The sequence below is a fragment of the Desulfosarcina variabilis str. Montpellier genome (assembly GCF_048565275.1).
Lineage (GTDB): Bacteria > Desulfobacterota > Desulfobacteria > Desulfobacterales > Desulfosarcinaceae > Desulfosarcina > Desulfosarcina variabilis.
The window spans coordinates 987,552-1,005,946 of record NZ_CP159846.1; the positions used below are offsets into that span (position 1 = coordinate 987,552).

The 18,395-nt window shown below is 51.8% G+C and carries 17 protein-coding genes; 3 read left to right on the plus strand and 14 right to left on the minus strand.

Annotated features, from left to right (window positions below):
• Nucleotides 1-43: 43 nt before the first annotated feature.
• Nucleotides 44-238, plus strand: a complete 195-nt coding sequence (locus Dvar_RS04355) for a hypothetical protein (RefSeq protein ID WP_155302299.1) — start codon at nt 44-46, stop codon at nt 236-238.
• The gene (locus Dvar_RS04360; protein WP_419660509.1) at nt 235-783 is read left to right on the plus strand and encodes a DUF3786 domain-containing protein; all 549 of its coding nucleotides are present in this window, start codon (nt 235-237) and stop codon (nt 781-783) included. The genes Dvar_RS04355 and Dvar_RS04360 overlap by 4 nt, the downstream gene beginning before the upstream one ends.
• Here the strand turns inward: Dvar_RS04360 and Dvar_RS04365 are convergent.
• The 14 genes from Dvar_RS04365 to Dvar_RS04430 all read right to left on the minus strand — a co-directional run bounded on the left by Dvar_RS04365 (nt 724) and on the right by Dvar_RS04430 (nt 16,129).
• Entirely contained in the window at nt 724-2,268 is a 1,545-nt protein-coding gene (locus Dvar_RS04365; protein ID WP_419660510.1) for a methylenetetrahydrofolate reductase C-terminal domain-containing protein, read from the minus strand. The genes Dvar_RS04360 and Dvar_RS04365 overlap by 60 nt on opposite strands.
• A gap of 135 nt (nt 2,269-2,403) precedes the next feature.
• Entirely contained in the window at nt 2,404-5,526 is a 3,123-nt protein-coding gene (locus Dvar_RS04370; RefSeq protein ID WP_419660511.1) for an efflux RND transporter permease subunit, read from the minus strand.
• Nucleotides 5,523-6,635 carry an efflux RND transporter periplasmic adaptor subunit gene (locus Dvar_RS04375; RefSeq protein WP_419660512.1) on the minus strand — a complete coding sequence of 371 codons (1,113 nt, stop codon included), beginning with the start codon at nt 6,633-6,635 and terminating at the stop codon, nt 5,523-5,525. Before Dvar_RS04375 ends, Dvar_RS04370 begins: the two co-directional genes overlap by 4 nt.
• A gap of 175 nt (nt 6,636-6,810) precedes the next feature.
• Entirely contained in the window at nt 6,811-8,457 is a 1,647-nt protein-coding gene (hcp, locus tag Dvar_RS04380) for a hydroxylamine reductase (protein ID WP_419660513.1), read from the minus strand.
• A 43-nt stretch (nt 8,458-8,500) separates the two neighbouring features.
• Nucleotides 8,501-9,679 (minus strand): FprA family A-type flavoprotein, encoded by a 1,179-nt coding sequence (locus tag Dvar_RS04385; RefSeq protein WP_419660514.1) that lies wholly within the window; start codon nt 9,677-9,679, stop codon nt 8,501-8,503.
• Between the two features lie 266 nt (nt 9,680-9,945).
• The gene (locus Dvar_RS04390; RefSeq protein WP_155302306.1) at nt 9,946-10,263 is read right to left on the minus strand and encodes a cupin domain-containing protein; all 318 of its coding nucleotides are present in this window, start codon (nt 10,261-10,263) and stop codon (nt 9,946-9,948) included.
• A 1-nt stretch (nt 10,264) separates the two neighbouring features.
• Nucleotides 10,265-10,756 carry a TIGR00730 family Rossman fold protein gene (locus tag Dvar_RS04395; protein WP_155302307.1) on the minus strand — a complete coding sequence of 164 codons (492 nt, stop codon included), beginning with the start codon at nt 10,754-10,756 and terminating at the stop codon, nt 10,265-10,267.
• Nucleotides 10,757-10,885: 129 nt separating this feature from the next.
• A complete protein-coding gene (locus Dvar_RS04400) occupies nt 10,886-11,422 on the minus strand; it encodes an HPP family protein (RefSeq protein ID WP_155302308.1) in 537 nt (178 codons plus the stop codon).
• Nucleotides 11,423-11,434: 12 nt separating this feature from the next.
• Entirely contained in the window at nt 11,435-12,040 is a 606-nt protein-coding gene (locus Dvar_RS04405) for a CBS domain-containing protein (protein ID WP_155302309.1), read from the minus strand.
• Between the two features lie 37 nt (nt 12,041-12,077).
• Nucleotides 12,078-13,103, minus strand: coding sequence for a dihydroorotate dehydrogenase-like protein (locus Dvar_RS04410; RefSeq protein ID WP_419660515.1), 1,026 nt, complete (start codon nt 13,101-13,103; stop codon nt 12,078-12,080).
• 101 nt (nt 13,104-13,204) lie between these two features.
• Nucleotides 13,205-14,230, minus strand: a complete 1,026-nt coding sequence (locus Dvar_RS04415; protein WP_155302311.1) for a hypothetical protein — start codon at nt 14,228-14,230, stop codon at nt 13,205-13,207.
• Nucleotides 14,231-14,261: 31 nt separating this feature from the next.
• Complete coding sequence (locus tag Dvar_RS04420; RefSeq protein WP_170302099.1) at nt 14,262-14,489, minus strand: DUF1858 domain-containing protein; 228 nt, start codon at nt 14,487-14,489, stop codon at nt 14,262-14,264.
• Nucleotides 14,490-14,528: 39 nt separating this feature from the next.
• On the minus strand, nt 14,529-15,257 hold the full coding sequence (locus tag Dvar_RS04425; protein WP_155302313.1) for a ZIP family metal transporter: 729 nt from the start codon (nt 15,255-15,257) through the stop codon (nt 14,529-14,531).
• Between the two features lie 194 nt (nt 15,258-15,451).
• The gene (locus tag Dvar_RS04430) at nt 15,452-16,129 is read right to left on the minus strand and encodes a Crp/Fnr family transcriptional regulator (protein ID WP_419660516.1); all 678 of its coding nucleotides are present in this window, start codon (nt 16,127-16,129) and stop codon (nt 15,452-15,454) included.
• A gap of 301 nt (nt 16,130-16,430) precedes the next feature.
• On the opposite strand from Dvar_RS04430, the gene Dvar_RS04435 reads away from it, so the two are divergent.
• Nucleotides 16,431-18,263 (plus strand): sigma-54 interaction domain-containing protein, encoded by a 1,833-nt coding sequence (locus Dvar_RS04435; RefSeq protein WP_155302315.1) that lies wholly within the window; start codon nt 16,431-16,433, stop codon nt 18,261-18,263.
• The last annotated feature ends 132 nt before the right edge of the window (nt 18,264-18,395 follow it).

Genomic DNA, 18,395 nt, shown 5'->3' on the forward strand with positions numbered 1-18,395 from the left:
TGAATCAAAGACATATTTCTCAAAAAGAGCCATGATTAGTATTATGAAAGATAAATCTTTAAAAATTGAAGCCCTACGCAAACGGCTTGATCAGGTGGAAGCAGAACTTGCCGATACTTTGCAGCGCATGCCGGCTCACGGGATCAAAACGAGCTTTATGGCCGGTTTACTGGATCTGGAGGATGAGCGCGATCGCCTAATGGGTGAAATCAAGGCGCTCACGTCAGGTTCACCATGAAATCGATACCGGCCGATGTTCCCAGTCGACGATGGATGGACCGGCGAATTGCCTTTTTCGGTAAACACTACAGCTTTCATGCGGACCGGCTCGTGGATAATCTTGGCCGGGGCCCCGCTCGGGCCATCGCCGAGCTGATCTACCACTATCTGACGGCGCCCCAGCCTATGTCGGTGGCTTCAGATGATGCGTGGTATTCGTTTCGTGAGTTGCGCGGCGCCGGACCGCTAACCGTCAATTTCGCAAACAACACCCATAAAACAATCACTGCCACGTTCGGAGGAGATCTGTCGGCTTTAGATCTTAGCGCTGCCAAATTGACCGGGCTGTTGGAATCTGGCCAAGGGTTTGATCGGCGATATAGATTTCATGCTTTTCCCGAAGTGCCGCTTATTTTGAACTACAACGCAGCGGACGACCTCTTTCCTGCCCAGGCGGGTCTCTTATTCCACCGCTCGACCCAAAACTTGTTCGACATCCGCGAACTATTCACCCTGGGAACCTATCTCACTGGCCGCCTGATCTCGAGTGCCGGCCATTCGTGATTGTATGTTTTTATCGAGATGGAAATTGACCCACGATGAGGTTTTATTCAACTCCCATCTACGCGGGGGGACCCTGTCTTGCAAAAAGGTTGCAAGGCTGTTGACGTGTGCAAGACGCTGGTAGGCTCGGACCCAGATACACAATTGATCCGGGTATACTTCACAGCGCCCCTCAGTACTCCCGCCGCAGGGACCATTGCGAGTGTGTTTGGGACAACCGGATTCTGGACAGAGAAAGCCGATGTGTTGGATAGCGCAGTCACCACAGCTTTGGCACGATAAAAATGTCTTTTTTAGCGGATCTTCCAGACACCTTTTCAAGACCCAGGTCTTGTTGTACTTCTCCAGAACTGATGCCAGACTTTTATAGACCGGCGCCATGGTTGCGGATTGATTGAAAAATAGATCATGTGCGGAATTGAGCATTTTGTAGGGTATGTGATCCAGCAACATCTCTTTCAAAGACGCTTTTTCTTTCTTGATTCCGCCTGGAAGCGCTTGTGCATCAGAATCCTCGGAGTTTTTCTTTTTTCCCTGTACAAACTCACCCAAATAATCGGGCCAAGCGTCTTGAAGTTGGTCCATACGGTCCAAAATAGCGGCGACCGTTTTGAAACTCCGGTGAACCCCGCCTATATGAATGCCCCTGAACCCCAGGCCTTTTAAGATTGCTCCCAACTTGGCAGCACGCTCCACCGCTTTCTTTAATCCTTTGCGGGGTTCCTGCCACTCGGAAACAACTTTATTGAAAAGCTCGTCCGACACAAAGACGCCGGGGACCCGGCCACGATTCATGGCTCGGGCGGCCCGCGGACTTAACAGGTAAACGGATCCGATGATGGGGATGTGAGCATTTTTTCCGGTATGGTACTGGATGAGGTCTTCAAAATTCTGCGCATTATAACCCAGCTGGGTGATAACAAATGACGCACCCGCATCGATTTTTTTATCCATCTTCCTGTACTGCGCGACCTGTTCGGCCTTCAAGCTTTTGAAAGGCGACACCGCACAACCAGTGAAGAAGGGGTCCGGATCACCGGAGCTAGCCATCTTTCCACTCAGGCTTTTGAGCATGCCGGTCAGCAGGACAGAATCCAGATCAAACACTGGCGTTCCACGGCCGCCATATCCCTTTCCGCTGTAGTCACCGGTAAGGGCCAGGACATTCTTCATACCCATGCGTGCCAGTTGCAGCGCACGACTTTCCATGCCCATTCGGTTCGTGTCCCGGCAGGTAAAATGGACAATGACATCCAGCCCGAGCTTGAAAATTTCATATCCCAACACATCTGGGCTCAAGGACGGATTCCCGCCGGGATTATCCGTAATCGAAACGGCGGAGACACGCCCATCGGCAAACGCATCACTGGCGATCCCCAAGAGCGTTTCTGTGCTTCGACCAAAAGATTCCCGTGCCGGAACCAGTTCCAAGGTGACAACAAAGTTTTGAGGTGTGGTCAAGTCTTCCTTGAAGATTCTAAGCACAGTCTTTTCCTCTGGGAGTTGTTTTAAAGCATGGAACATCTTCAAAGCATGCCGTAACATGCCTGTATCGGATGATACCAATGTCAAAGGTAGTACAGATTATAGGTGAAGTCTCCTTTAAATCATTGATCCAAGTCAAAACCCCAACTGAAGTGTTGAACGAAATTGCTGTAGTTTTCCCTTTAGCCAGACAATCCCGATAAACAGCGTTGGCACCCAGGCAAGGGTGAGAAAACTCGAAACCAAAAGTCCGGCGATGGCCACCACAGCCAGCGGAGAAAGCCGTTCCAGTCCCACAGCGGATTGTGCCGCCACCGGCAACATGCCGGCAACGGTGCTTAGTGCTGTCATCAGGATCGGCCGCGTCCGGCGGGATATGGCCTGTTCCATAGCCACCTGAAGTGTTTTTCCTTTTGCTCTGGCCGTTTCGATAAAATCCACCAGCAAAATGGAGTTGTTGACCACTATGCCGGCCAGAAGAATAAAGCCCATAGCTGCCGGCATGCAGAAATGGCGTTCAAGCAGCAGCATACCCCAAGGAACGCCAATAAATGCCAAAGGAATCGCACTCATGATGATAAGGGGACGCAAATAAGAGGCGAAGGTGACCACCATGGAAAAATACAAAAACAATATCGCCAGGCCCATGGCCAAGCCCAGTTCTGAGAAACTCTCCTTCATCTGCCGTATTTCGCCTTCTTGGGTGATGTGGTATCCGGCGGGAAGTTGGATGTCCGCGAGCACGGTCGCCACCTGGTCTTGAAGGTGGGTGATCGCAGTCTTATCCCTATACCCGCGAACATTGATTACGGGCAAAAGGTTCTGGCGGGTGATCCGGGACTGACGAAAAACTGGTTGAATGTCGGCAATGTCTTCGAGGGGAACCGCACCCTTCGGCCCGACGACCTGAAGGGTTTCAAGGTCGGCCAGCGCAGCCATGTCGTCCGGCTCGAACCGCAGTCGGACGTTATATCCATCTTGAGCAGCAATACTGAAACGGGATGCCACTCGTCCCGTGGTCGAGGTTGTCAGCATGGCGGATACATCATTGGGTGACAATCCGTAATGGGCCAGCCGGGCCTCATCTAATTTGATGGCGATTTCCTTTTTGGACCAGTCCCATGAACGGGAAACGGTCGTCAGTCCACGGACCGTGTGAAGTCTTTGCTCAACTGTGCCGGCCAGTCGATCGAGCAGGCGGGGGTCGGGGCCGGAGATCATGACGTCAACAGGGGCCGCAATAGAGGACAGGGGGGTCGCACCGTAATCATAGACGTCCACCCGTTTGAGGCCCGGAATTGTTGAAAACGATTGCCGAAGGTCGGCTTCGATTTCCCAGATGGATGCTTCCCGTTCAAACCGATTCTGAAAATGGACCGTGATCAACCCTTCCTGGGATGTCCGGTCTGCACTGAAGCTAATCACGCCCGGTTCGGCCCCGCCCACTGCGGCCATGCGGACAAAACCCGGGACCGCCAGAATGTGTTTTTCCATTTGCGCCACTACCCGTTCGGTAACTGAGATCGGGCTGTTGGGCCAAACTTCAAAATCAACCTTGACGATGCCCGTGTCCATGGGGGGCATAAGATCCCGACCGGCTATAGGCATCTGTCGCAAACTGACCAGGAGCAGACCCAGCATCAAGACAGGCAGAAGCCATCCCCATTTTCCTCTGGACAGCCGGAAGCAGTGAACAAAAAAACGTTGCATAGGCAAAAGCCAGAACTTCGAAATTTTTTCGATAATCCGTTCCAGCCGGTTTGCACTTTGCCCCGTCTTCATAAGTTTCGGAGCCAGTAGTGGAATGACGGTTACGGAGACGATGTATGATGAGAACAAGGCCAACGACAGCACGACAGCAAGGGGACGTAGAATTTTCTGGGAATAGCCGCCCACGAACATGATGGGGATCAGCACCACCAGCGTTGTGGCCGTGCCCGCGAAATCCGCGAGAAAAATTTCCCGGGTGCCGTCAACCGATGCTTGAAACAGTGACTTGTCCCCCGGGGCCGCATGGCGGTCGATGTTTTCGATCACAACAATGGCATCGTCCACCAAAAGTCCCACAGCCAGAATGATGGCGGTCATGGTGACAATATTGAGTTCGTAGCCGATGAGTTTCATGCCGGCAAAGGTCATGAAAAATGTGAAGGGGATGGATACAGCAGCCAGTAGGGTGGTGCGTATGCGAGCCATGATTAGAAAGATTACAAGGACCGTCAAGATCACGGAATCCCGAAGCGCGCTGATCAGATTGGACACAGAGGTGTCGATTATTTCGCCCTGGGTGTCGGCGACTTCGACCATCAGATCCGGAAACATGGCCCTGATTTCCGGCAAGGTCTTTTCAAGGCTCGACAAGGTTCCCGTTACCGATTTTCCCTCCCCACGCAGGATATTCAGCCCGATGGCGGGTCGGCCGTTGCCCCGGAAAAAGGATCGTCTTTCTTCTACGGTGGTGATGACTTCTGCCACGTCCCGGACATACACAGCCCCGTTTCGGCCGCCGTCGGCGAGAACGATGTCTGCAAGGTTATTGCGCAAGGCTCGCTCACCTCGAATAGAGATCACCTGCTCTCCGGAACGGGAAAGAAGCATGCCACTGGGAATGTTACGGTTGCGTTCGTAAACCGCTGCCGCCACCTGATCCGGGGAAAGTCCGTATCGGGCGAGACGGTCCCGTTTGATCGTCAGGCGGATTTCAGGAAGATGCCCACCGAACACTTCCACATCCGCGATACCCGGCACCCGCAGTAGCGCTTCCTGGATTTCATTATCGCAGATCTGGCGGACCTTGGACAACGGCATCAATGATCCAGGTATCGGAGAAACCGCAAGCGTCTGCACCGGTGCGGTTGAATCGCTGACTCGGTAGATTCTCGGAGGCAGCAAGTCAGACGGTAAGCTTGGCAGAATCCGATTCAAGGCCGCATTGACGTCTGTTACCGCTGCGTCCAGTGATTTAGCGTAGTCAAATTCTACCGTGACGGCAGCGGTTTCATCCCTGATGGTAGATTTTACGGATCGAAACTGATCCAGGGCCGCCATCTCTTTTTCCACTTGGCGGGACACCTTGACTGCCATGTCCTCGGCGGCGGCCCCCGGCCAGCTGAGCAGTACCGATACCCGGGGATAATTGGAATCCGGAAACAGGTTCAGCGGAAGGGTGTTGAATCCCACCACACCAAAGGTCACGCTTAATAGTACCAGAGCGATAACGGCATGAGGTTTTTTCAGATAAGCGTCCACCCAGTTCACGGAGCACCTCCGGGAACCGGGAAGACACGTACACCAGGCCCCAGCGTCAGCAGCATGGATTCCGGGCCGGCGGCAAGGGTGCTTTTTGCCGTTAAAGGCCCATCCAAAACGGCACGGGTGCCGGAGCGCCCAAGCACGGTAACGACCACCGGAGCAACTGTCATGTCGTCAGATATGATATACGCCAGCGTTTGTGCCCCGGTTTCAAGAAGGCAGTCCGCATCCACAATCCAGCCCGTGGGTTCGTCCACAGTCAAATCCACCCCCACCACTCCGTAACTGGGCATGCCGAAAGGCCGGGCCGACAGTTTGATTTCCACCGTTGCCAGATGACCAGACACAATGGCAGGATGAACGCGGTCCACGGTCATTTCCAGGGTCTTGTCTCCTTGCGTCAATCGGACATGGGCGTTGTCGGTAAGGGTTGCTCCTGTCTCCTGGGGTACCCGGACCAGAATTTTGTATCCCCGATCCGGATTTTCCACCCGGAAAACAGGCGTTCCGATCGTAACCAGGTCGCCTGCCTCCTTCATGCGTTCGGTAACGACTCCGTCGAAAAATGATTTCAGACGGGAGAATGACAGGGACACCATTGCCGCCGACAGCTCCTGTTCCAGGCGTTGAACGCGGCTTTCAGCCAGGTTTACCGCCAACTCAGCTTCGTCCAAAGTTTCTTGGGAGACGGCCCGGTTCAAGGCCAGCTCCTGTCGTCGGCTGTGTATGGTTTTCTTTGTGATAAGGTCCTCCCTAGCCCCGGACAATTCCGCAACCAAGGCATTTTTCTGCGCCTGTGAAAGTCGTGTGTCAATCTCCGCCCCCACCTCGCCTTTGCGAAGCCGGTCTCCCACATCTTTATGAAGCGATGTGATATAACCCGTGGTCTGAGCTGACAGCACTGCCTCGGCTTCAGGTTGGATGGTTCCGATATAGTGTCGTGTCACGGATAGACGACCCCACTGCCCAGACTTGGTGAAAACAGCTACGGGCCGCTGGAGGGGCGTGGGCTGATTTGCGAGCTGGGCTTTGCGGTGGCGTACCAGGGCGATAGCGGCCAAAATCAGGATGGCAACCAAAATCGTTGTAAGTGACCTGATAAAAAGTTTTTTCATATCGAACGAATCAACTTCCCCATCATTTTTAGTAACTCATTTGCACCAAAAGATATTCTATGCGTATAGATTTTGATGTCGCATCAATCGAACTGCGATGATTGCGTGCATAGGCGTGATCAAGATGGGCACACGTGGTCGTCCCCGGGGGGACAACCACGCAGGCCCTTCATGGTTAGTTGCCGGCCATCATGGCAGCGATATCCTCCTCGACGGTACCGATGGGTTTGATGTCGAATTTCTCCACCAGCACATTGGCCACATTGGGAGAAAGAAAGCCCGGCAATGTGGGACCCAGCCGAATCCCCTTAACACCGAGAGACAGAAGGGCCAGCAGCACGGCAACGGCTTTTTGCTCGTACCAGGCGATGTCATAGGAAACGGGAAGTTCGTTGATGTCATTCAGCCCGAAGGCCTCTTTGAGCTTCAACGCAATCACGGCCAGCGAATAGGAATCGTTGCATTGACCGGCATCCAGCACGCGGGGAATGCCGCCGATTTCGCCCAGGTTCAACTTGTTGTAGCGGTACTTGGCGCATCCAGCGGTCAGAATTACCGTATCCTTGGGCAGGTTTTCGGCCACCTCGGTAAAGTAGCTGCGGGATTTCTGGCGTCCGTCGCATCCGGCCATGACGACAAACCGTTTGATGGCACCGGATTTCACCGCATCGATAACCTTGTCGGCCAGGGCCAGCACCTGGTTGTGTGCGAAGCCGCCTACGATTTTGCCGGACTCGATCTCCTCTGGCGGTGCGCATTGCTTGGCTCCTTTCACGACGGCGGAGAAATCCTTGGCACCGCCTTGCGGCCTTTTGGCAATGTGTTTGGCTCCCGGATAGTTGACTACGCCGGTGGTAAACAGTCTATCCAGATAGGTGTTGTTCTTTTTGATCGGGATCAGACAATTGGTGGTCAACACAATGGCCCCGTTGAAGGATTCGAAATCCTTGTTTTGGTGCCACCACGATCCACCGTAGTTGCCGATAAAATGGTCGTATTTTTTGAAGGCCGGGTAGCAGTTGGCCGGCAGCATCTCGCCGTGGGTGTATACGTCCACGCCGGTTCCCTCGGTCTGTTTGAGCAACTCTTCCATGTCTTTCAGGTCATGGCCGGAAATCAGGATGCCGGGGTTTTTCCCCACGCCGATGTTCACCTCGGTGATTTCAGGATTGCCATAAGCCTTGGTATTGGCTTCGTCCAGCAGGGCCATGGTGTTGACAGCGCATTCTCCGGCCTTCATGACCATGCCGACCATCTCGTCCGTCGACAGCTCTTTGGTTGTGGATGCCAGCGCTTCCATCAGAAAACCATATATGTCGTCCTTTTCATGGCCGAGAATCGCGGCATGATCGGCATAGGCGGCGATCCCCTTGCCGCCGATGATCAAAAGCTCTCTCAGTGACCGTACATCCTCGTTCTCAGCAGCCGTGATGCGAACCTCGTCGGACAAGGCCTTGTCCATGATGGCCTGTTTGTCGGTCGCCGCCCAGACCGCGCAATCCGGAAGCGCGTCCGGAAGGTCGCCGCCAAGTTTTTCTTTGACCGCGTCTCTGACATCGAGGGCCTGCCGGATTCGGTCGACGATTACGTCATCATCCCAGGCCACGTTGGTAATGGTGGTGAAAAGCGCTTCACAGATGAAGTGGCCGGCCTCTTTGTCCACCGTGCCCTTCTCCTTCAGCTTTTCCCCGTAAACCGCAATGCCCTTGCAAACGTAAATGAGCAGATCCTGTAGATCGGCAGTTTCTTCGGGCTTGCCGCACACACCTTTCACCGTACAACCTTGATTTTTTGCCGTTTCTTGACATTGAAAACAAAACATAGACTTCCTCCTTGATTTGAATGGTGGGTGGAAATGGTTGATCTTATCGAAACCCGTTTTCTTTATGCTTTTGCGCAATGCTGTCGGCCAAGCGGTCCAGGGAAGCGAAATCCGCTTCGGCCGGAAGCCCTTTGCAAAGTACCGGGTCGATCACCTCGACTTTCAGATTGGGAATCATTCCGGCAAGTGTTTCCACGGTCTTTCCTCCCCATCCATATGAACCGATAATGGAGAGAAACCTGACTTTTGGTTTCAACGCATTGGCCAGCAATGCCGCATACGCAGCCAAGGGATGAGGCCCGGCCAGCACCGTCGGCACCCCCACGACAATCGTAGCCGCGTCGACAAGCGCCATTGCGAGCTTGCCGATGTCGGTTACCGCGAGGTTGAACAGTTCCACGCGAATTCCCCGCTCGACGAGGGCGGCGGTGAGATGGTCCACCATTTTTCGCGTGCTTCCGTGCATGGAGACAAAGGGTAGGACGACCAGATTGTGTGGATCGCCGGCCACCCAATCCTGATAGGCATCCATGATCCAGGACGGCCGATCGTAGATTTGGCCGTGGCTCGGAGCGATCATCTGAATGTCATACCCGTTGAGTTTTTTCATGTTTTTGGCGATGATGTTGCGGAAAGGCATCATGATTTCGGCAAAATAGCGTTTGGCCGCCTCATGCACCCGTCCCTGGTCGGTAACGAAAAGATCGCTGGTGGCGATGTGGGAGCCGAAAAAATCGCAGCTGAAGAGAATCTTGTCTTCCTGCAGGTAGGTCACCATGGTTTCGGGCCAGTGGACCCATGGGGTGTGAATGAATTCCAAGGTCTTATCTCCGAGAGACAGCGTTTCACCGTCTTGGACGGTGACGAAGGCGTTTTCGGGAATTTTCAAAATATCCATGAGCATGCCCTTGGCCTTGGGCGTTGCCACCACCTTGGCTTGCGGAAACCGCTCCAGCACCTGCGGTATCGTTCCGGAATGGTCCTGCTCGGCATGGTGGGAGACGACAAAGTCGATCTTGGGTACATTGTCGAGCTGTGCCGTCAAGACCTCGGCCATGGGCGGGTCGACCGTGTCCAGCAGGGCGGTTTTCTCGCTGCCTTCTATCAAATAGGCATTGTAGGTTGTCCCATCCGGAAGCGGGATGAGGGAGTCGAAAAGCCGCCGATCCCAATCCACGGCTCCCAACCAGTGAATTTTCTCCATGATCTTTCTTTTTTGCATGATCAAATTTCCTTTCATGGTTATGGGGCGATTTCTCCAGCTCAAATCAATAATTGACAGTCTATAAAAAACCAACTCGACTAACGATTGGCCACATTTAAGTCGGTTGTTCACCGATAATAGGACGGGCCATGTGTGAAATATTTTTCTATTTCAAGCAATTGTTTTTGTCTTTGCGCTGGAGCAAACAAGTTCTACGAATCGTAAATAATTTTTCTTTTTTAATTTTCTATCCTTTGGCCCAAAGTCGGAATAAGAATGCCACCTCATTTCTGGGGTTGCTTTAAAGATATATCCAAGAGTTTTACAGACGTATTGGCGGTTTTCCAACCATGCTGTTCCCCTGAAGGTATAAAGTAGGTCTCATTGGGATTGAGCAGTCTACTGTTTCCGCCTATAAACATTTCAATTTGACCCTCCAAGACAATACCGCACTGATCAAAAGCATGTTTATGTCCGGTATCTTCATGATTTGCATCGATTTCCATGCAAACCATGATCAAGTTTTCCCCGAATTCAGCCTTGCTCATTATACCCGGCCTGAAATTCTCCAACTTTAAAGTGCTCAAGTTCCAGAAGCCCATTTTATACTCCTCGTTTTATGATGAGATCGAGGATCTCATCGGGGTTCACTGCACGAATGATCGCCTCTTGGTGCGAATTTTTTAAAAAACCCTCTTTTTCAGCAGTTTCCAACATCAGCTCAAGCGGTTCGAAAAAACCGTTAACATTCAACAACCCGAATGGTTTGGCATGAAACCCCATCTGCTGTAATGTGTATACTTCAAAAAATTCCTCAAAGGTGCCAATTCCTCCAGGCAGCGCTACGAATCCATCTGAAAGTTGCACCATGAGGTGTTTTCTTTCATGCTTGGTTGGCAATACATGCAGCTCCGTCAATCCTTGATGGAATTCTTCCCTATCTTTTAATGCCTGAACAGTCACTCCGACTACTTTCCCACCAGCAGCTAAGGCGCTGTCAGCAAGCTGTTTCATAAGTCCGGTACAAGAACCGCCATAGACACAGGTTAGGCTGCGCATGGCCAATTCATGCCCCAACGCACCCGCTGTTTCCATATAGGCTGGATGGCTACCGGTGCTTGATCCGAGAAAACACAGATTGAATTCATTACACTCCTTTAAAAGCCCTCATGGCCAAATTGAGGAATGATACAATTATGGTACTTTTTCATGATTTATTTTGCCTCAAAACCAGAATTCAGGGTATCGGCGATCTTTTGAAATGTTGTTGACCATCAGGGCAATGGTCAGCATCACACCCGCCCCCAGGCCAACAGGGACGATCGCATAAAGGTACCCGAGATTATGCACGGAATCGCCTCCGATTACCGCGATCAAAGCGGTCGCACCTCCCGGTGGATGAAGTGTTTTGGTAAGGTGCATCAGGGCAATGGACACGGATACGGCCATGGCTGCGGCGAGCCACGGCTGCCCGCCCAAATATTGATAAGCGGCAACCCCCACAATAGCCGAGAGCACATGCCCGCCGATCAAATTTCTGGGCTGGGCTAGCGGGCTGCGGATGGCGCCGTACACCAGCACGGCCGAAGCACCGAAGGAACCGATGATCATGATCAGGGCGCTTTGATCCAAAACCCTGAAATGAAGCAGACCCACGGCGGCAATTCCGAGAAAACTGCCGATCCAGGACCATAAGATTTCGATCAGACCGACCCGGGGAGGGCTTTGCGTATGCCCTCTCATTTTATTGAAATAGTTCATCTATTCTCCTGCTTACCCGAGCATGCAAAAGGAACTGACGAGGTCCGAACGGGTGACGATACCGACAGCCTTCCCATTATCTGCGACGACCGGGAGGCGATTGATGTTTTTTTCCATCAGCAATACCGAGATGTCGCCTATAGTGACCTCCGGCTTCGCCGTGATCGCAGGTTTCGTCATTATATCCCCTGCGCTTCGGTTCAACATGGGAGTTGCCACACACCCTTTGTTTTTCAGGCAATGGGCGATTACCTGCATAAAGGAGTCGCTTTTTCCGGCGCCCATTTTCCGTAAAAAGTCCTTTTCCGAGATCACCCCGATGACCTTTTCGCTATCATCCACAACCGGGACTCCCGAGATACCCTTTTCGGCCAGTAGGGTGGCGGTTGCCATCAAATCCTTGTCCGCTCTGACCACGTGGACCGGACAGGTCATTACATCGGCGGCTTTGAATGCCTGCATCATTCTGTCCTGCGCAAGAGCATAGGCCACCCGGAAGACTTCTTTAAAATCGGCCGGGGTGATGTCGATATATCCCTGTATGGATCGCATGGCTTTCATCACATCGACATCGGAAATATCGACGGGAGCACACTCTCGAAGGTTTGCTGAACTCACAGTGCACACTCCATTTTGTTTGGGTTTGGCGGTCGCATTAGAACATCACATTCTTTTTGCCGCCGAAATAGCGCATGAACTGGGCCCGTTCATAAACAGCCGGATCGGTGCTTTTCTCTTGGCTCAGTTTACCTTTAAAGTCGGCAAGCTCGCTGTATTTCCAGTTTGTCATCCAGGTTTGCAAACCGTCGACCAATTGCTTCAGGTACTGCGGACCGTTCTTATAAATGCACGATGCCACTTGGACGGCCCCGGCCCCGGCCAGCAATTGTTTGATTACCGCTGCTGCATCATGAACACCGGTGGAAGCGGCCAGGTCGCAATTTGCTTTATTCGCCATGATGGCGATCCAGCGCAGGGACAGGGACAGGTCGGAAGGAGAACTGAATACGAAAGAGGGTTTGACTTCCAATTTATCGATATCGAAATCGGGGCTGAAAAAGCGGTTGAACAATACCAGGCCCTTGATGCCTGTTTGGGACAGCCGTTGAATCATAGGGCCCAGATCACTGAAGTAGGGACTAATTTTCAAAGCCACCGGTACAGAAACCGTTTGGGTCACCTTTTCTGCAATCTTAAAATAGAGCGCTTCTTTTTCTCCTTTCGAGTGTTTGAAATCGGTGGGCGGAAAAAACATATTCAGCTCCAAGGCATCGGCTCCGGCCTTTTGCAGGTTGACGGCATACGAGAGCCATTCCACTGAATGAAAAAAACAGTTGATACTGGCTATCACCGGAATATCTACAGCGGCTTTGCAGCCTTCGATCAATTCAACGTATTTTTGAAGGTTTTTTTCGCGGATTACGTAGTCATAATACGCAATCGGATTGCGCTGGCCATCATAGTCGAAGTATTGAGGTTCGCCGTATTTCGTTTTGGCGGTTCGGATGAAATCGGCGTACTCATACATCACCTCCTCTTCAAAGATCGACTTGAGTACCACCGCGCCGGCACCGTTTTCGGCCAGATCCTTGACCTGTTTTACGGAACCGGTCATCCCCGAACTGCCAGCAATGATGGGCGTCGGCATCACCAGCCCCATGTAATTGGTTGTCAGATCCATACGCCCTCCTTTCACTCACTTTGGTTTTTTATGCAGCGGCATTTTTCTGTGTGCCGGCGTCAACGAATCCGCCGAACCGTAAACTATCCTGCAAAGTCCCGTCATAGATATTTCGTTTTCAACACGTTCGACATTCGGCTTACCGTAACAAAAGCTCTCTCAACCGTGCGCTCCCGATCCGGATTGACCAGACAGCACGTTGCTGGAGAAATCAAACTTCTGGCAATCATTCGTTCTTTATCGACTCCTTTGCCCCACAACACGCGCCAGACATTTTCGAGGCGCTCTATCATGGAATGCATGTCCTCTTTTTGAAAGGTCTCGAATCCCGTGGGTACGATTCCCCAAACAATGACACCATCCCTTTCCAGGAACTTTCTGATAGCCGTGGCATAGGACGCGAAGATTTCTGCGTTGGTGTAGACATCCAGGGAAAGCACATCCAAATCCAAGTTCAACAGAAAATCCCAATCGGGGTTGCCACAAAGGTGGATGCCCCGCGGTCGATCCACCTGGGTGAAGAATTGATCCAGGTCGCTCTTGGCTTTCATATCTCCATATCCGGCCATAGCAGAAAACAGGAATTGCAGCCCCGGTTCATCAACGAACATAAAGGCATTGGCATTAAGCTGTTTAAGCCGGGCCAATTGAACGTTTATCCGCTTGGCCATGAATTCGAGCATGAACGGCCTGACGGTATCGTCAAAAAGAATGGGTCTCTCATCTTGATCGATAATATTGAATCCAAAACTGATGGGGCCTTCCAACTGCCCCCGGATTGCGGATCGATCCGAATGATCCAACGCCAAAAAGCGGTGATAGACCGCCGAATAGGTTTCGCTGACGTCAAAAAGGGTCGGGTCGTCAAATCGAAGCAGCGTTCCTTCTATTTCCTCGGCAAACTTATCCATGGAGAAACGCAAGGTCCGTTTTTCGATGTCCAGTACGCTGCCTGGAAAATGCTCGGCCGCCTGGACATACATATCCTCGTAATAGCTGTAGTTGGGCAGTTGGGGCCAGAAAGGGATGTCCAGGGACAAGGCCATTTCGAGAGCCCGGTCAACGTCCGTGTGTGGCATCACCGCCATGGCGGTGGTCTGCAGGTCTCCGGGTATTTTGGGTGCCATTGGATATCCTTTCGCTCGTTTTATATTCAACTCAACGGTTAGTCTTCCCAGCCATTACGTTGTCGATCACCTTTTCCAAGCGGGTCATTAATTTTTTTTTATCGAGGTTATATTCTTTGGCAACATCGGAAAGGTTATGGAATGCGTCTGCGGGACAACCCACACACATAAGCCCCAAATCAACGAATGTATGCAGCAAATATGGATGCTGATCCAGCAACTCCTTGATGGTGCTGGATTCCGATATATTGATTCCCATGATCGACATTTCCTTTTCGCATGCTGATCGGTTCATGTATCAGGCCACAAGCCCAAGCAGCATCACGGCAACGATTCCGGCAATAAATGCGAAGAGCGATTGTTTCCCGGCTACACTTCGGGCCGCCGGCATCAGCTGATCAGCGGTGATATAGATCATCAGGCCTGCTGTAGCCCCTACCATTATCGACATGGTGTTAGAGGAAATCTGTCCGATAAAATATTTTACTAAGAGATATCCAAATACGATGGGCAGGGCGCTAAGAGATGACATGACAAACGATTTCAACCGATTGCCGTACGTGTAATAGTGGGGCGCGGATGTACAGATCCCTTCAGGGATGTTGTGAATGGCAATGGCTATAGCGATAACCACCGAATCACCAATATTGGCGGTCGCCCCCACCGCGATGGCCATCCCCTCCGGAAAATTGTGCAGGAAAATAGCCAGGATCAGAAAGTTGGCCGTTCGGCCCAATCGGCATTCGTCTTCGGCACACAGGGCGCAGTCGTGAACGTGGGGAAATAGACGGTCGAGAAAAGCCATGATCGAAGATCCGATCATCACTCCCGCCACACATGTCATCGTTGATCCCAGGCTGATGCTCTCGGGGATCAGGTCCAAAAAGGAGATGGACAACATAATCCCCGCTGCAAAATAGAGCATATTGTGAATATATTGTTCGGAAGGCTTTCTCCATACACCAATAGCGGATCCAATGACCGGACCGGCTGTCGATAGTACTACCAGTATGCTTTCCTGAGACATGGCACCCTTCCTTTTCCTCAAAGAAGCCGAACTCTTGAAAACGGTTTCCAATATTCTGCCCGTGGACTATTTTGGAGCGAATTTATCAGGAAGGGGAGGTCGCGTCTTTGCGCTGGCGCAAACAACAAAAATTATTTAATTAAGCCTATGGATGACGGAAAGCATATGCCAATGGGAATGGTGATCAGTGAATTTTAGCCCGCTTCAGCGAAGGCAACCAGTGCATGAGGGTCTGTGACGACAATCTTTTCGCGTCCCGATTTGATCCAATTCTTCTTTTCCCAGCCGCTGAGCGTACGGCTGACCGTATAAAGGGTGGTGCCGGAATAATCGGCGATATTCTGTCGGCTCAATGGAATCTCGATCAGAATGCCATCTTCTTTTTTAACACCCTTCCAACGCATCAACCGTAGCAAAGATCGCGCTATCCTTCGATCGACCTGTTCCGTGCAAATCTCTAGATAGCGTTGTTGGACATCCTCGATGCGCGCCAAGACGATACCCAAAAAATTGATCGCAATATCCGGGAATTTACGCATCAGCTTCATCATCGTGGGATGATCCCAACCAATGACTTCAGTTGCACCAACGGATTGTGCGGTAACCGGATAGACCCCGTTTCTAAGAGCCACCACAGCCGCGGTCAATTCTCCAGGGCCTACATATCGAATGATCACCTCCTTGCCGTGCTCGTTAAGCTTTGTCAGCTTTAGTTGGCCTTGCATGACCAGGTAACATCTGGAGGCGGGAGATCCCTGATGAAAAAGGATTTCGTTGGGGCTTAGCTGTTTTTTGATGCCGATATGGATTGCCCGATTGTGCTGATCTTCGGTTAATCCTTTGAATACATCCGCTTGGTCAATGCTTTCCATTATGGAGTATTTTCCCAGTTTTTACGTTGGCTGCAGCGGGTTCAACCGAGCTATAAAAACAGCTACTGTATTCTTTTAAAGTGACTTTCTCTTGAAATGCACTTGATATCCTCGTTCAATGGAAACGGATCTGGCCTGAAAAATTAAGAAAATAGGCTTTTCATTGAATGATGAAACACTTTATAACATAAATAATGGTTATGAATAATCGATTTGTGGGCATTTTGAAGGTTGTCGATTATTACACCCATTCAAATGGATAAATAGTCGGTCGCTATTATCGAGATTGCAGGTATCATCTATGACAGCCAAACCATCAAAAAAAATGGCGGATTCACGTTCGGTACAAAAAGATCCGAATGTTTCGGAAAAATCGTGCCGACCATTAACCATATCCACCGCACCAAACGCCCTGTCCGAGCGGATCAAAGAGCTGAACTGCCTTTACGGTATCTCCAATTTGTTCGAAAATCAGGATGTTTCCCTGCCATGGATCATGCAACGTGCTGTGGAACTCATCCCGGCAGCCTGGCAATATCCTGAATATGCCTGTGCGCGAATCCGATTGGAAGGGCAAGACTACGCCACCCGAAATTTCAAAGCGACAAAGTGGCGGCAGAATACAAAAATCGTACTGAACGGCCAACATGTCGGTGATGTAGACGTCTATTATTACAAAAAACCTCCCCTGTGTGAAGCTAACCCGTTTTTAGAGGAGGAAAAACACCTGTTGAGAGCGATCGGGGAGCGGCTGAGCAAGGTGTTGTGGCTGAAACGTTCAGAAGAGGCACTAAGGGAAAGTGAAGAACGTTATCGCGTGCTTACCGAACAGGTGGCCGAAGGGGTCGCCCTGGTCCAGGACAACCGTTTTCGCTATGTGAATCCGGCTTTCTGCAAACTGTTTCACATATCGATGGCCGAAGAGATCCTGGATAGGCGCGTAACGGATCCACGCGCTGGAAATGCTGCTGAAATCGCCCAAAGCTACCGCGCCGTGGGCGACATAGAAATTGATGCCAAAGTCGAGGAGTTGATCCAGCTTTCTCAGCCGGGCAGGCTCGCCTGGATCCAGGTTTGCCACAGCCCCATTGCTTTCAAGGGGCGGCCCGCGCTGTTGTCGACCTTCAAGGACATTACGGAGATCAAAGAACAGCAGATGGCTGCGCAACGAATGGCGGACCAGCTGGACAGCGAAAACCGCGTTCTGCGATCGTCCCTCAAAGAGAGGTACCGGTTGGGTGACATCCTGGGGCGGTCAGCGGCCATGCAAGGTGTTTATGAACGGATTCTGAAGGCGGCCGCAACGGATGCCAGTGTTGCCATATTCGGTGAATCCGGATCGGGAAAAGAACTGGTGGCGCATGCCGTCCACAATCACGGTGCGAGAAAAAACCACAGATTCGTCGCCGTGAACTGCGGTGCCGTCCTGGAAACTCTGTTCGAACGAGAATTTTTCGGACACCGTAAGGGCGCATTTTCCGGTGCGCACGCAGACGCTCCGGGATATCTGGATATGGCCGATGGCGGAACATTGTTTCTGGATGAAGTTGGTGACCTGACCCTTGGGATGCAAGCCAAGATGCTGCGGGCGATCGAAGGCGGCGGCTATCGGGCGTTGGGCAGCACGGATACGAAGTCGACCGATTTGCGCATCATATCGGCCTCCAATACGCCGTTGGAAGATAAGGTCAACAGCGGCCATATGCGTAGCGATTTTTTTTATCGCATCCAGGTGATCCGGATTCAGTTGCCGCCATTGCGCCAACGCAAACAGGATATCCCTTTGCTGGTGGAGCACTTTCTGCGGCGGATCGAGCTGCCTGCCGGCATGGACAGGGTTCCTGGACCGATTATGGATACGCTCATGGAATACGACTGGCCGGGCAACGTGCGCGAACTGCGCAATGTTCTTCAACGGTTTGTAACCCTCGGTCACTTGGAATTCCTTTCCCCCTGCGAACAATTCGAGCCCTCGCCGCTGCCGGCTGAGATGGACCTTCGGTCGGCCACCCGACAGCTGGAGCGCAGCCTGATTGCCAAGGCGTTGAGCCGGACCGGCGGCAACCGCACAAAGGCGGCCAGGCTGCTGGGCATATCGCGAAGAGCGCTGTTTCGAAAGCTCCCTCCCGCCTGAGTGCCAAAATCGCCCATTCGGGCGATTCCGCCCGCACAAATTTTCTCTAGTTAATTCGGATACAAACCACTCAAATTCTGATTGTAGCGGGCGATTGTGGCCCACTATCAAATTCTTACACCAGTCCTCTTA